This window comes from Streptomyces sp. NPDC050147 (genome assembly GCF_040660195.1).
GTDB lineage: Bacteria > Actinomycetota > Actinomycetes > Streptomycetales > Streptomycetaceae > Streptomyces.
Map to the genome: position 1 here is coordinate 695,293 of NZ_JBFALJ010000001.1, position 14,607 is coordinate 709,899.

13 protein-coding genes are annotated in these 14,607 nt (G+C 71.5%); 1 reads left to right on the plus strand and 12 read right to left on the minus strand.

The features are described 5' to 3' along the window. The first annotated feature begins 9 nt into the window (after positions 1-9). Positions 10-1,434 (plus strand): MFS transporter, encoded by a 1,425-nt coding sequence (locus AB0I94_RS03285; RefSeq protein WP_363307640.1) that lies wholly within the window; start codon positions 10-12, stop codon positions 1,432-1,434. A 17-nt stretch (positions 1,435-1,451) separates the two neighbouring features. Here the strand turns inward: AB0I94_RS03285 and AB0I94_RS03290 are convergent, their stop codons facing one another. The 12 genes from AB0I94_RS03290 to AB0I94_RS03345 form a co-directional block, all read right to left on the minus strand. Then, positions 1,452-1,808, minus strand: coding sequence for an MmcQ/YjbR family DNA-binding protein (locus AB0I94_RS03290; RefSeq protein ID WP_363307641.1), 357 nt, complete (start codon positions 1,806-1,808; stop codon positions 1,452-1,454). Next, positions 1,805-3,106, minus strand: coding sequence for a hemolysin family protein (locus AB0I94_RS03295; RefSeq protein WP_363307642.1), 1,302 nt, complete (start codon positions 3,104-3,106; stop codon positions 1,805-1,807). Before AB0I94_RS03295 ends, AB0I94_RS03290 begins: the two co-directional genes overlap by 4 nt. Before the next feature lie 4 nt (positions 3,107-3,110). Continuing rightward, positions 3,111-3,608, minus strand: coding sequence for an rRNA maturation RNase YbeY (ybeY, locus tag AB0I94_RS03300; protein WP_363307643.1), 498 nt, complete (start codon positions 3,606-3,608; stop codon positions 3,111-3,113). 13 nt (positions 3,609-3,621) lie between these two features. After that, complete coding sequence (locus AB0I94_RS03305) at positions 3,622-4,671, minus strand: PhoH family protein (RefSeq protein WP_363307644.1); 1,050 nt, start codon at positions 4,669-4,671, stop codon at positions 3,622-3,624. 141 nt (positions 4,672-4,812) lie between these two features. Then, a complete protein-coding gene (locus tag AB0I94_RS03310; protein WP_363307645.1) occupies positions 4,813-5,916 on the minus strand; it encodes a PfkB family carbohydrate kinase in 1,104 nt (367 codons plus the stop codon). Positions 5,917-5,979: 63 nt separating this feature from the next. Beyond that, positions 5,980-6,981, minus strand: coding sequence for an adenosine deaminase (locus tag AB0I94_RS03315; RefSeq protein ID WP_363307646.1), 1,002 nt, complete (start codon positions 6,979-6,981; stop codon positions 5,980-5,982). 13 nt (positions 6,982-6,994) lie between these two features. Further along, positions 6,995-7,903: a ribonuclease Z gene (locus AB0I94_RS03320; RefSeq protein ID WP_363307647.1), complete on the minus strand. Its 909-nt coding sequence runs from the start codon at positions 7,901-7,903 to the stop codon at positions 6,995-6,997. A 6-nt stretch (positions 7,904-7,909) separates the two neighbouring features. Beyond that, positions 7,910-8,263 carry a histidine triad nucleotide-binding protein gene (locus AB0I94_RS03325; RefSeq protein ID WP_363307648.1) on the minus strand — a complete coding sequence of 118 codons (354 nt, stop codon included), beginning with the start codon at positions 8,261-8,263 and terminating at the stop codon, positions 7,910-7,912. Between the two features lie 379 nt (positions 8,264-8,642). After that, complete coding sequence (locus AB0I94_RS03330) at positions 8,643-11,882, minus strand: S41 family peptidase (RefSeq protein ID WP_363307761.1); 3,240 nt, start codon at positions 11,880-11,882, stop codon at positions 8,643-8,645. Between the two features lie 51 nt (positions 11,883-11,933). Continuing rightward, complete coding sequence (locus tag AB0I94_RS03335) at positions 11,934-12,557, minus strand: hypothetical protein (RefSeq protein ID WP_363307649.1); 624 nt, start codon at positions 12,555-12,557, stop codon at positions 11,934-11,936. A gap of 111 nt (positions 12,558-12,668) precedes the next feature. Beyond that, on the minus strand, positions 12,669-13,427 hold the full coding sequence (locus AB0I94_RS03340) for a 16S rRNA (uracil(1498)-N(3))-methyltransferase (protein ID WP_363307650.1): 759 nt from the start codon (positions 13,425-13,427) through the stop codon (positions 12,669-12,671). Beyond that, on the minus strand, positions 13,424-14,533 hold the full coding sequence (locus AB0I94_RS03345; protein ID WP_363307651.1) for a nitronate monooxygenase: 1,110 nt from the start codon (positions 14,531-14,533) through the stop codon (positions 13,424-13,426). Before AB0I94_RS03345 ends, AB0I94_RS03340 begins: the two co-directional genes overlap by 4 nt. Between the last annotated feature and the right edge of the window lie 74 nt (positions 14,534-14,607).

The window sequence follows — 14,607 nt, forward strand, 5'->3', positions numbered from 1 at the left end:
CTCGTTGCCATGGCGATCGACACCACCACTCCCCCGTCCCCCACAGCCCCGCCGACCCCCACAGCGGGGGCTCCCCGGCTCTCCCCCCGCGACAAGCTCGTCCTCTTCGTGCTCTGTGCCGCCCAGTTCATGGTCGCGCTCGACTTCTCCGTGCTGAATGTGGCGCTGCCCGTGCTCGGCGCCGACCTGGGCATGAGCCAGTCCGCGCTGCAGTGGGCGGTGACCGCGTTCGCCCTTCCCTCCGGCGGCTTCCTGCTGCTCTTCGGCCGCACCGGCGACCTGTTCGGCCGCCGCAAGCTGTTCATCGGCGGCCTCGCGCTCTTCGGCCTCGCCTCACTCCTGGCGACCTTCGCCTGGGACCCGGCGTCCTTCCTCGCCGGGCGCGCGCTGCAAGGCGTGGGCGCGGCGGCCATCGTGCCGACCGGCATGTCCCTGCTGACGACCACCTTCCCCGAGGGCCCGCAGCGCGACCGCGCGCTCGGCATCTCCGGCACGCTGCTCTCGCTCGGCTTCACGGTCGGCATGGTCCTCGGCGGCGTACTGACCGACACGCTCGGCTGGCGCTCCACGATGGGCCTGCTGACCCTCTTCGTACTGATCGTGCTGCCGCTCGCACCGGGACTGCTCACCGATTCCCGCACACCGGACCGTCCCCGCCTCGACGTCCCCGGCGCGGTCACCGTCACCGGCGGCCTGCTCGCCCTGATCTACGCGCTCTCCACGGCTGCCGAGCGCGGCTTCGGCGGCGCGGACGTCATCGTCACGCTGACCGCCGGCGTGCTGCTGCTCGCGGCGTTCGGCTACGTCGAGTCGCGCGCCGCGTCCCCGCTGGTCTCGCTGCCGATGCTGCGGCGGCGGACGGTGGCGTGGGGCAACCTGGGCGGTCTCGTCACCTTCTCGATGATGTCGGCGGTCGTCTTCGTCCTCACCCTGTATCTGCAGGAGGTCCTGGAGCTCTCCGCGTTCGAGACGGGTCTCGTCTTCGGCGTGCAGGGCGTGCTCTCGGTCGTCGCCGGGATCTACGCGCCCAAGGTCATCAGCCGCTTCGGGGCGCGCCGTGTCCTCGTCGTCTCGCTGCTCGGCCAGGGCCTGTTCATCGCGTCGCTGCTCGGCATCGACACGGGCGGCTGGTCGGTCTGGCTCGCCACGGCGGGCGTCTCGGTGGCGAGCATGTTCCACCTGGGCGCGATCATCTCGTACGGCGTGACGGTCACGTCGGGTGTCCCGGACGAGGAGCAGGGTCTGGCCACGGGCCTGGTGACGTCCACCCAGCAGGTGGGCATCACGATCGGCATCCCGCTCCTGGGGGTGCTCGCGACCACGGACACGGACCTCCTGGCGGGGACGCGGACGGTGCTCCTGATCGACGCGACGGTCCTGCTCGTGACGGCGGCCCTGGTGGCGACGGGCCTGCGCACCCGGCGTAACGCCTAGGGAACCCGGGGGAACACCTAAGGCCGGTCGAGCCGCAGGCGTACCGCCTTCGGGAGACCGGCGACCACCAAGTCGTACGAGTCCTCGACGAGCTCCCGGACCTGCTGGTCCGGGAGCGTCGCGTCGACCGTCACGGTGTTCCAGTGCCGCTTGTTCATGTGCCATCCGGGCACGATCTCGGGGTGCGCGGCCCGCAGTTGGACCGCGATCTCCGGGTCGCACTTGAGGTTCACGGTGAGCGGCGTCCCGTCCAGTGAACTCAGCGCGAACATCTTCCCCGCCACCTTGAACACCGAGGCCTCGGGCCCGAACGGGAACTCCTCCACCACGTCGTTGAACGACAGGCAGAAGGTGCGCAGTTCCTGCGGGGTCACGCCGTGGCCGCCTTCTGGGCGCCCGACGGCTCGACGGGCTCCACAAGGACCGTCACGATCTTGTTCCGTCGCCCCGCGGCGGATTCCGCGGTGAGCCGCAGCTCACGCCCGTCCGGCAACCGCACGACCGCGGACGCGTCGGCGATCGGCACCCGGCCCAGCGCCTTGGCGAGCAGCCCGCCGACCGTCTCGACGTCCTCGTCGTCGAACTCGTCGAGCCCGAAGAGCTCCCCGAGGTCACCGATGTCCAGGCGTGCGGTGACGCGGTAGCAGCCGTCGTCGAGCTGCTCGACGGGCGGCAGTTCGCGGTCGTACTCGTCGGTGATCTCGCCGACGATCTCTTCGAGGATGTCCTCGATGGTCACGATGCCGGCCGTGCCGCCGTACTCGTCGATGACGACGGCGACGTGATTGCGCTCCTGCTGCATCTCGCGCAGCAGATCACCCGCGTTCTTCGTGTCGGGCACGAACGTCGCCGGGCGCATCGCCGTCGACACCAGATCGGACTCGCTGTCGCGGTTGATGTGCGTCTTGCGGGCCAGATCCTTCAGATAGACCATGCCGACGACGTCGTCCTCGCTCTCGCCCGTCACCGGGATGCGCGAGAAACCGGACCGCAGCGCGAGGGTGAGCGCCTGCCGGATGGTCTTGAAGCGCTCGATGGCGACCAAGTCCGTCCGGGGCACCATCACTTCGCGTACGAGGGTGTCACCGAGCTCGAAGACGGAGTGCACCATGCGGCGCTCGTCGTCCTCGATCAGGGACTCCTTCTCGGCGAGGTCGACCATCGCCCGCAGCTCCGCCTCGGAGGCGAACGGGCCGCGCCTGAAGCCCTTGCCGGGCGTGAGCGCGTTGCCGATGAGGATCAGGAGCGGCGGGATCGGGCCCATGATGCGGGCCAGCGGCAGCAGGACGTACGCGGCGGCGGTCGCCGTGTTGAGCGGGTGCTGGCGGCCGATGGTGCGCGGCGAGACGCCCACGGCCACGTACGACACGAGGACCATCACCGCGATGGCGACGGCCAGCGCCTCCCACGTCTCGGGGAACTCCTGCAGGCAGGCGTACGTCACCAGGGACGCCGCCGCCATCTCGCACGCCACGCGCACGAGCAGCGCCACGTTCAGGTAGCGGGTGGGGTCGGCGGCGACCTGCGCGAGCTTCGCGCTGCCGCGCCGCCCGGAGCGGACCGCCTCCTCCGCCCGGAAGCTGGAGGTGCGGGCGATGCCCGCCTCGGCGCAGGCCGCGAGCCAGGCGACGACGACCAGGGCGACGGCGCCCGCGATCAGCTGGACATCCACGGCGCTAGGAGACGGTGGGCGCCGGAGACGGCCCGGTCAGGCCGTTCTCGCCGCGCCAGCCGTCGACGATGGCCGCCTGGAGACCGAACATCTCGGCCTTCTCGTCCGGCTCCTCATGGTCGTACCCGAGCAGGTGCAACACCCCGTGCACGGTGAGCAACTGGAGCTCCTCGTCCATGGAGTGCTCCGTGGGCGCTTCCTTGCCCTGCTTGGTGGCGACCTCGGGGCAGAGCACGATGTCACCGAGGAGGCCCTGCGGGGGCTCCTCCTCGTCCTTGGCCGGCGGGCGCAGCTCGTCCATCGGGAACGACATGACATCCGTCGGTCCCGGCAGGTCCATCCACTGCATGTGGAGCTGCTCCATGGCGTCCTCGTCCACGACGATCACCGAGAGCTCGGAGAGCGGGTGGATGCGCATCCGCGCGAGGGCGTAGCGGGCGATGTCGAGGATCGCCTGCTCGTCGACCTCGGTTCCGGATTCGTTGTTGACGTCGATCGACATGGCGCTGGCTTCGCTACTTCCCGTGTTTCTGGTTCTGCTGTTTCAGGTTCTGCTGGCTGTCGTCGTACTTCTCGTACGCGTCGACGATACGGCCGACCAGCTTGTGCCGGACGACATCGTGCGACGTGAGCCGCGAGAAGTGCACGTCGTCGATGCCCTCCAGGATGTCCTGGACCTGCCGCAGACCCGACTTCGTGCCGTTCGGCAGGTCGACCTGGGTGACGTCGCCCGTGATCACGATCTTCGACTCGAAGCCGAGGCGGGTGAGGAACATCTTCATCTGCTCGACGCTGGTGTTCTGCGCCTCGTCCAGGATGATGAAGGCGTCATTCAGAGTGCGACCACGCATGTATGCCAGCGGCGCGACCTCGATCGTCCCCGCCGCCATCAGGCGCGGGATCGAGTCCGGGTCGAGCATGTCGTGCAGCGCGTCGTACAGCGGGCGCAGGTACGGGTCGATCTTTTCGTAGAGCGTGCCCGGCAGGAAGCCGAGCCGCTCGCCGGCCTCGACGGCGGGGCGGGTCAGGATGATGCGGTTGACCTGCTTGGCCTGGAGGGCCTGCACGGCCTTGGCCATGGCGAGGTAGGTCTTGCCGGTGCCCGCGGGGCCGATGCCGAAGACGATGGTGTTCTTGTCGATGGCGTCGACATAGCGCTTCTGGTTGAGCGTCTTGGGGCGGATCGTGCGCCCGCGGGACGAGAGGATGTTCTGGGTGAGGACCTCGGCCGGGGTCTCCTGGCCGTCGCCCTCACCTGCCTCGTCCGCCCTGAGCATGGCGATCGAGCGTTCCACTGCGTCCTCCGTCATCGGCTGACCGGTGCGGAGCACCAGCATCATCTCGTCGAACAGTCGCTGGATCAGGGTGACTTCATGGGCGTCACCGGCAGCGCTGACCTCATTGCCCCGGACATGGATGTCGGCCGCCGGGAAGGCCTTCTCGATCACGCGCAACAGAGCGTCTCCGGAGCCGAGCACCGTGACCATCGGGTGATTCGCCGGGACGGTGAACTCTGCTCGCGACTGACCCTGGGCGGGGTTACGAGCTGTGGGTGTCTGAGTCATGGGCCGGCACTTAGGCCTGCTCATCCTCCTCATGCGGGGCTTGGTGGCCGCTCGACAGCCTTGCACTGCCAAGGGTACGACGCACCACTGTCACCGCCGTAGGGCTTTTCCACTCCTGTCGCGCGCGGAGGCCTCCGGCGACTACGCCGACCGGAACCCGATCGTCGGCACCGCCCGCCGCAACGGCCACGGACGCGTGGCCTCCGGAAGCAGGCCCTCCAGGAACCCGTACCGGCGCAGCGCCACCGGGTCCTGGTCGTCGACCTCCCGCACGGTCCGCCACCAGGTGGCGACCTCCGCCCAGCCGGGCGCCGAGAGGGAGCCGCCGAACTCCTGCACCGAGAGCGCCGCCGTGAGCCCGGCGAAGGCGAGCCGGTCCGCGAGGGGCCACCCGGCGAGGGTGCCGGTCACGAACCCCGCCACGAAGACGTCACCGGCCCCGGTGGGATCCAGCGCCTCGACGGCGATGGCCGGTACCTCGGCCGTCTCGCCGGTCCGCCCGTCCACCGCGTACGCCCCTTCGGCACCCAGCGTCACCACGGCGAGCGGCACGTGTTCGGTCAGTGCCCGCGCGGCGGCGCGCGGACACTGCGTACGGGTGTACCGCATGGCCTCCTCCGCGTTCGGCAGGAACGCCTCGCAGTGCCGCAGGTCAGTCAGGCCCGCCAGGTCCCAGCGCCCGGTGTCGTCCCACCCGACGTCGGCGAAGATCCGCGTGCCCGTGCGCGCGGCCCCGGCGATCCACGGCGCGCGCGTGCCGGGCGTCAGCGATGCGACGGCGGCACGCGCGCGTGGCGGGCAGGACGGGGCGCCGCCGTCCGGCGAGTCGGCGTCGGGCGGCGGCTCGTGCCCATGGCTGACCATGGTCCGCTCGCCTTCGTAGGCCATCGAGACGGTCACCGGTGAGTGCCAGCCGGGCACGGTGCGTGACGTCGCGAGGTCGATGCCCTCGCCCTGTTCGAGCGCGTCCCAGCAGTACTCCCCGTAGTGGTCGTCCCCGAACGCCGCCGCCAGCGAGGTGCGCAGACCGAGCCGGGCCAGCGCGGTCGCCATGTTCGCGACGCCACCGGGGCTCGACCCCATGCCGCGGGCCCAGGACTCGGTGCCGCGCACGGGCGCGGAGTCGAGCCCGGTGAAGATGATGTCGAGGAAGACCGTGCCGGTGAGGAAGACGTCGCAGGGCGGATCGCCTGCTCTGCGGGCCGCCTTGAGCGGGTCGATGCTGGGTTTGAGAGGTACGACCATGCAGGAAACGTAACGGAAGAAGCTGACCCGGGCAGCGCTCGGCGCCCTGACCGTCCCGCGCGCTCAGTCGAACGAATATTCCGCGACTTCGGCGAGGTACCGCGCCCGCAGCGCCTCGTCCTGCGCGCTGCCGTCGAGGAAGGACGCCTCGAAGGAGTTCCGCGCGAGCTCCCGCAGCCGCTCCTGGTCCAGGGCGAGTGCTTCGCGTACGGCGTGGAAGGTGTCGTCGACATAGCCGCCGAAGTACGCCGGGTCGTCGGAGTTGACCGTGCACAGCAGCCCGGCGTCCATCATGCGTGCGAGCGGATGCTCTTCGAGCACGTCGATGGCGCGCAGCCGGACGTTGGACAGCGGGCACAGGGTGAGCGGCACCCGCTCGCGCACGAGGCGTTCCACAAGCTCCGGGTCTTCCATGCAGCGCAGCCCGTGGTCGACGCGCTCGACGCCCAGGACGTCCAAGGCCTCCGTGATGTACGCCGGCGGTCCCTCCTCGCCCGCGTGCGCGACCCGGCGCAGGCCGAGCGCGGCCGCCGCCTCGTACACCTCGCGGAACTTGGCGGGCGGGTGGCCGACCTCGGCGGAGTCGAGCCCGACGCCGACGATGCGGTGCAGGTGGGGCTTGGCGGCCTCCAGCGTCTCCAGGGCCGACTCGGCGGACTGGTCGCGCAGGAAGCACATGATGAGCCGGGTCGAGATGCCGTGCCGTTCCTCGCTGCGCTCCAGGGCGCGCCCGAGCCCTTCCATGACGGTGGCGATGCCGACACCGCGGGCCATGTGGGCCTGCGGGTCGAAGAAGATCTCCGCGTGCCGCACGCCCTGCCGGGCGGCTCGCGCCAGGTAGGCGTCGGCGAGCTCCTCGAAGTCCGCCTCGGTCCGCAGGACGGCCATCAACCCGTAATAGAGATCCAGGAAGGACTGCAGATCATCGAAGAGGTAGGCCTTGCGCAGCTCTTCGGTGTCCGCGTACGGGAGGGTGACGCCGTTGCGGGCGGCGAGGGAGAAAGCGAGCTCGGGTTCGAGCGTCCCCTCGATGTGGAGGTGGAGTTCGGCTTTGGGAAGGGGCATGACGGCGGCTCACTCAGGTGGTTCGTTTGGGCAGAGGTACACGCAGCAGGTCTTTCGCGACGGTGAGTTCACCGTCGAATCCCGCATCCCGGGCCTGCTGCTCGAAAACGCCGGGGTCGGGGTAGCGCTGGCTGAAGTGGGTCAGCACGAGATGCCGGACGCCGGATTCGACGGCGACGCGGGCGGCTTGACCGGCGGTCAAGTGCCCGTGGTCGAGGGCGAGTTGCTCGTCCTCGTCAAGAAAGGTGGACTCGATGACGAGCATGTCGCAGCCGTCGGCGAGCGCGTGGACGCCGTCGCAGAGGCGGGTGTCCATCACGAAGGCGAACCTCTGCCCCCGACGCACCGCGCTCACCTCGTCGAGCGTGACACCCCGCAGCGAGCCTTCCCGCTGCAGGCGCCCCACGTCGGGCCCGGCGATGCCGCGCTCGGCGAGCAGCTCCGGGAGTATCCGCCGGCCGTCGGGCTCGGTGACGCGGTAGCCGAAGGATTCGACGGGGTGCGAGAGCTTGACGGCGTCGAGCGCGAAGGAGGGGGTGGCTGCCAGCTGCCCGCTCTCCGAGACGGGCTCCTCGACGAGTGAGACGGTCTCGCGATAGGCGGTGGCGTACCGGAGCCGGTCGAAGAAGTGCTGTCCGGAGCGCGGGAAGTGCGCGGTCACGTCATGCGGAACGCGGTCCAGGTTGATGCGCTGGATGACCCCCGCGAGTCCCAGTGAGTGATCGCCGTGGAAGTGCGTGACGCAGATCCGGTGCAGGTCGTGCGCGGCGACCCCGGCACGCAGCATCTGGCGCTGCGTGCCCTCACCGGGGTCGAAGAGGATGCCCTGCCCGTCCCAGAGCAGGACGTACCCGTTGTGGTTGCGGTGCCGGGTGGGGACCTGGCTGGCGGTGCCGAGGACCACCAGTTCGCGTACGGACAAGGTGAGTTATCCCGGAGGCCACTGCAGGCCGCGTCCGCCGAGGACGTGGGCGTGCGTGTGGAAGACGGTCTGGCCCGCGCCGGTGCCGGTGTTGAAGACGATGCGGTAGCTCTCCGCCTTCTCCTCGGCTGCGACCTCGCCGGCCTCGCGCAGGACGTCGGCGGCGAGGGTGGGTTCGGCGGCGGCGAGGGAGGCGGCGTCCGGGTAGTGCGCCCTGGGGATGATCAGGACGTGGGTGGGGGCCTGCGGGTTGATGTCCCGGAAGGCGACGGTCGTGTCCGTCTCCCTGACGAGGGTCGCGGGTACGTCCCCCGCGACGATCTTGCAGAACAGGCAGTCAGCCTGCGGTTCTCCCGCCATGCGGTGCCTCCGGTCCGAGCTGGTTCACTATGGCCCCCCGCATGCTATCCGGGCTGCGCCCACGCCAGGCCCTCCCCTCGCCCCCCGGCACCGGCCGCGCCCCCGACAAGCTCTCCCACCCACCCACCCGATTGCCCCGCGGTGCCGGAGGAGCCTCAGCCCCCGCGCACCCGCAGTCGGCATCGAGACGCGAGGGGACGTGCCGGTTTGTCCGCCCGGAGCACAGCTCGCGGCGCTCCGGCGCCGAAGCAGCCCCACGGCCACCGGACGATAGCGAGGACGGACATACCGGTGCGGCCCCGCCCCACACACGCACCGACACCGCACGCGCACCCGCACCCGCACCCGCACCCGCACCCGCCCCGCAGGGCCCGCCCCCTCACCCCCCGGGCAACCCCGGTGCCGTCTTAGGAGATGTTGTCTCCAAGGACGTCAGGGCCAAGCGGATCGCCTCGTCCAGCTGAGGGTCCCTGCCCGTCGCGTAGTCCTCCGGAGCCGTCACCACCTCGACGTCCGGGTCCACCCCGTAGTTCTCGACACCCCACCCGTACCCCTCCAGCCAGAACGCGTACTTCGGCTGCGTCACCAACGTCCCGTCCACCAGGCGATACCTGCTGTCGATGCCGATCACGCCGCCCCACGTCCGCGTCCCCACCACGGGCCCGATCCCCAACGCCTTGATCGCCGCGTTCACGATGTCCCCGTCGGACCCGGAGAATTCATTGGCGACGGCGACGACAGGCCCCCGCGGCGCGTCCGCCGGATAGCTGACCGGCTGCCTGCCCCGCGGCAGGTCCCAGCCCACGATTCTGCGGGCCAGCTTCTCCACCACCAACTGGGACGTGTGCCCGCCCCGGTTCTCCCGTACGTCCACCACGAGACCGTCCCGCGCCACCTCCACCCGCAGGTCGCGATGGATCTGCGCCCAGCCGGGAGCCTGCATGTCCGGCACGTGCAGATACCCGAGCCGGCCGCCCGACCGCTCGTGGACGTACGCACGCCGGTCCGCGACCCACGCGTGGTACCGCAACGGCTCCTCGTCGTCGACCGGTACCACCACCGCGTGCCGCGGATCGCCGCCACCCGCGGGCGAGACCGTCAGCTCCACCGGCTTCCCCGCCGTACCCACGAGCAGCGGCCCCGGCCCCACCACCGGATCGACCGGCCGCCCCGCGACGGCCAGCAACGCGTCCCCGGCACGCACCGCGACCCCGGGCGCGGCGAGCGGCGAGCGTGCGGCGGGGTCCGACGTCTCGGAGGGGAGGATGCGGTCGATGCGCCACGCCCCGTCCGCGCCCCGCGAGATGTCCGCGCCGAGCAGCCCCTGCCGGGCCGCCGGACTCCCCGGGGTCCCTCCCCCCATGACGTACGCGTGGGAGGTGCCGAGCTCTCCGGCGACCTCCCACAGCAGGTCCACGAGGTCGTCGTGCGTGGCCACCCGGTCGAGCACCGGGCGGTACCGGTCCAGGACGCCCGCCCAGTCGACCCCGCCCAGGTCGGGCCGCCAGAAGTTGTCCCGCATGAGGCGCCCTGCCTCGTCGTACATCTGGCGCCATTCGGCGGCGGGATCGACGGTCTGGCGGACCCGTGTGAGGTCGACGGTGATGTTCGAGTCGGAGCTCTCGTCACCGGAGGCCCGCCGGTCGCTCGGCACGACCTTCAGTTTCCCGTCGGCCCACAGCAGCACCCGCTTGCCGTCCCCGCTGACGGCGAAGTGGTCGGCGTCCGAGGCAAGTTCCTCGATGCGCTGCTGGACCAGGTCGTAGCGTTCCAGCTCGGTCCGCGGGTCGGGGTCGGACGGGGTGGCGCGGGACGCGCCGAGGACGCCCCGCACGGGATGCCGCAGCCACAGGACGCCGTCCTTGGCGGCCCGCAGGGTCGAGTAGCGGGCGGCCTCGACCGGGAACGGCACGATGCGGTCGGCGAGGCCGTCGAGGTCGACGCGGGTGGCGGGCGAGCCCTCGCTGTCCGGGGTCTCGTCCTTGTCGGGCGCCTCGAAGGGCCGCCCGTGCCGCTGCGGCCCGAAGGGCGAGGGCGTGGTGGCCGCCAGCGTGATCAGGTGGGGCCGCGATCCTCCGACGAAGGCGAGGTCGAAGACGTGCTCGTCGTAGACGGGGTCGAAGGACCGCGCGGACAGGAACGCCAGGTGCTTCCCGTCCAGCGTGAACGCGGGCGCGTAGTCGCGAAATCGCAGCGGTGTCGCCTCGGAGACCGCGAGGTCGGCCGTGTTCGCCAGCTTCAGCTGCCGCAGCGGACTCGGCCCCGGATGCGACCACGCGAGCCACGCCGAGTCCGGCGAGAAGACGAGCCCGGTGGCGTCCCCGTGCTCCCCGCGGTCGACCTCACGCACTTCACCGCTCTCCCGCTCGACCAACAGCACCCGCCCGTCGTGCGAGGCGATGGCGGCCCGGCTGCCGTCGGGCGCCATGGCGAGCGCGAGCACCCGGCCCAGCTGCCCGGCCGCGATCCGGCGCGGTGTGGCGCCGGGCGCGAGCCCCGTGGCCGGCGCGAACTGGAGTGCGTCGTCGCCCTCCGCGTCCGTCACCCAGACGACGTGTTCCTCGCCGTCGACGCGGAACGTGCGCGGCAGCCGTGCGCGCACCCCGTGCTCGGCGGCGAGCGCGCGGGCCGGCCCCTCACGGTGGGTCACCCAGTGCACGCCGCCACGCACGGAGACGGCGCTGCCCCGTCCCGTGTGGTCGGGCGCGGCGGCGCCGAACCAGCGCGCCGCGCTCACGGGGTAGGGCTGGAGGTCGGCGCGCTGGCCGCCGAGGCGGACGTCGATGCGGCGCGGCGCGGCGTCCACCAAGTCGTCCAGGAGCCAGAGTTCACCCGCCGACGCGTACACGACGCGCGCGCCGTCGGTGGCGGCGTGCCGGGCGTAGAACCCGTCGACACCGGTGTGCCGACGCAGGTCGGAGCCGTCGGGCAGCGAGGAGTAGACGGCGCCGACACCTTCGTGGTCGGAGAGAAAGGCCACGCGCTCACCGACCCACAACGGGTACTCGATGTTCCCGTCGAGCTCTTCGTGGACGCGTACGAAGCGGACCTCGCCGCCCTCCTCGCCGCCCTCCTCGTCGGCATCCCCGCAGCGGATCCAGAGCTTGCCCGCCGTGCCGCCGCGGTACCGCTTCCACCAGGCCGCTTCGCGCCCCATCGGCGCGGAGAGCAGCAGGACTTGGCCGTCCCTCGGGCCGTACGCGATGTCTCCCACCACTCCGTACGGCAGAGTGTCCGCGGGCCCGCCGTCCAGCGGGACGGCCCGCGCCCAGCTGCGGCGCAGCGAGGCCTGGCCGGACGTGCTGACCGCGAGGACCCGCCCATCCGGGGTCCAGCCGCGCACCGACGTGCGTGAACTGCCCCAGTACGTCAGGCGCGTGGACGGTCCGCCGTCGACCGGAGCGACATGCACTTCCGGGGAGCCGTCACGCGTGGACGTCCAGGCGACGGTCGTTCCGTCCGGGGAGATGCGGGGGTGGCTCACCGGCATGTTGTCGGCGCTGACGCGCCATGCCCGGCCGCCGTCGAGAGGCGCGACCCAGACGTCGTCCTCGGCGGTGAAGGCGACCAACTCGCCGCGTAGATGGGGAAACCGGAGATACGCAGGGTGTCCAGTCAGTGTCACAGAGCCAGCCTAGGCAGCCCCGGCGGAACCGGACAGCGTTTTGGATCACTTGCCCTTGAAGCACGTGCACGTCGGATCGGGCTGCCGCGGCGGCGGGTCGGGCGTGACGGTCACCGTGACGGTCGCCGTGGGCGGCTGGTCGGGCTCATCCGGCTGCTCGGGGTCATCCGGCTGGTCCGGCTCATCCGGCTGATCGGGCTTGTCGCCTCCGGCGCAGTCGCCGAGCACATCCACCTGGAACCACTCCTTGCCGTCGACCTTGGCGGTGAGGTTCCCGCGGACGCAGTGTCCGTCGACGACGGACCACACCGATCCCTTGACGGTGATGTCGCTGGTGCCGTCCGAGCCCTTGCCCTTCCTGGCCTGCCCCTGGCAGTCGACGGTGGCCACGGCGTCACGGTCCGGGGAGCCGCTGGACGGTGTGACCCTGGACTTGTAGCGGGCGGTGCAGCTGATCCACAGCACGTCGAGGTGCTGCCGCTCCAGCTCTCTGGTCGCCATCTCGTCGGTGGTGATCGCGACGGCGGCGGTGTTCATGCCTCCGTCGACCGGGTCGCACGCGGCGGCCCCGATCACCGCCGCTCCCGCGAACCCGACGGCGTACAGCACCCGCCGGCGCCGTCCGCGTACCTCGACCGCACGATCACGTAAGCGCCTCAATGCCCCCATAGGCGGCAGAGTGCCACTGCGAGCCGCCTGACGACAGTCCCCTTTGCGTCCACTCCGGGAATCCGCGTCCGCTCCGGGGACCTCACCGCGCGGCGGACCCGGGACGGAAGTTCAGGACCAGCGACCCGTACGCCCCAGGAGCAGTGCGGCCGCCGCCGTCCCCGCGGTCGACGTACGCAACACGCTGCGCCCCAGGCGGTACGGCTTCGCCCCCGCGTCCGCGAAGGCCGCGAGCTCGTCCGGGGACACACCGCCCTCGGGGCCGACCACGAGGACGATGTGCCCGGCCGCCGGGAGGTCGGCTGTGGCCAGCGGTTCGCTGCCCTCCTCGTGCAGGACCGCGGCGAGGTCGGCCGCGGCGAGCAGCGCCGCCACCTGCTTGGTCGACATCGCCTCGGCCACCTCGGGGAAGCGCACGCGGCGCGACTGCTTGCCCGCCTCGCGCGCCGTGGCACGCCACTTGCCGAGCGCCTTGAGCCCGCGCTCGCCCTTCCACTGCGTGATGCAGCGCGACGCGGACCAGGGCACGATCGCGTCGACGCCGGTCTCCGTCATGGTCTCGACGGCGAGTTCACCGCGGTCACCCTTGGGCAGGGCCTGTACGACGGTGATTCGGGGCTCCTGGGGCGCCTCTTCCCGTACGGGATCCATCCGCAGGATCAGCCGGTCCTTGCCCTCGGTGTCCAGGACCACGCAGTCGGCCCAGCGCCCGGCCCCGTCGGTCAGGACGACGTCCTCACCCGCGTGCAGGCGCTTCACGGAGACGGCGTGGCGCCCTTCGGGGCCATCGAGTACGTAGCGTCCGTCGCCGCCCGCGGCCGTGTTCTCGAAGGTCTCGAAGCTCTCGACGACGAAGACGGGCGCGGTCACGCCTGGCTCCCCGGCTGGTTCCCCGGCTGGTCCCCCTGCCGCCCGCCGGCCGCCAACGCGGCCTCGGACTCGGCGAGTTCGGCCGCCAGGACCTCCACGAGCTGCCCGGCGGGAAGCTCCCGCGCCATGCGGTGACCCTGCCCCGCCCACAGCGCCATGCCCTGTGCGTCACCGGCCTTGGCCGCGGCCTTGCGCAGGCCGCTGGTGAGGTGGTGGACCTGGGGGTAGGCGGCGGGGGCGTAAGGCCCGTGCTCACGCATGAAGCGGTTGACCAGGCCGCGCGCGGGGCGTCCCGAGAAGGCCCGGGTCAGTTCGGTCCGGGTGAACAGCGGGTTGGTCATGGCCTGCTTGTGCAGGGCGTTCGCGCCCGACTCGGGGCAGACCAGGAAGGCGGTGCCGAGCTGCGCGGCGTCGGCGCCGGCCGCGAGCACCGCGGCGATCTGGGAACCGCGCATCAGGCCGCCGGCGGCGACGACCGGGATCTGCACGGTCTCGCGCACCTGCGCGATGAGCGAGAGAAGGCCGAGCCCGGCGCCGTCCGTCTCGGGGTTGTCGCGGTGCGTGCCCTGGTGGCCGCCCGCCTCGATGCCCTGTACGCACACGGCGTCGGCGCCCGACCACTGGGCGGTCTGCGCCTCTTCGGGCGAGGTGACGGTGGCGACGGTGATCGTGCCGACCCGCGCGAACGCGTCGAAGACGTCGCGGGTGGGGCAGCCGAAGGTGAACGACACCAACGGCACCGGGTCCTCTACGAGGATCGCCAGCTTGGCGTCGTAGCCGTCGTCGCGGCCGCTGTCCGGGTCGCCGAGCTGCGTCTCGTACCAGGCGGCCTCACCGGCGAGCTGGTTGCGGTAGACGTCGACGGCGGCGGCGTCGGCGTATTCCGGCTGCGGCATGAAGAGGTTCACGCCGAACGGCCGGCTCGTGAGCCCCCGCAGCTGTTTGATCTCCTGGTACATCCCGTCGGCGGTTTTGTACCCGGCGGCGAGATAACCGAGCCCCCCGGCCTCGGACACGGCCGCGGCGAGCTGGGGGCACGAAGCGCCGCCCGCCATGGGGGCCTGCACGATCGGATAGCGACAGAGATCGGTCAGCGCGGAGGACATGAACGCATCGTGCCATGCCCTCAACGAAGGGCCGAATCGCGCCCCGTCAGGGGCGCGGGGAACGGCGCGAGCAA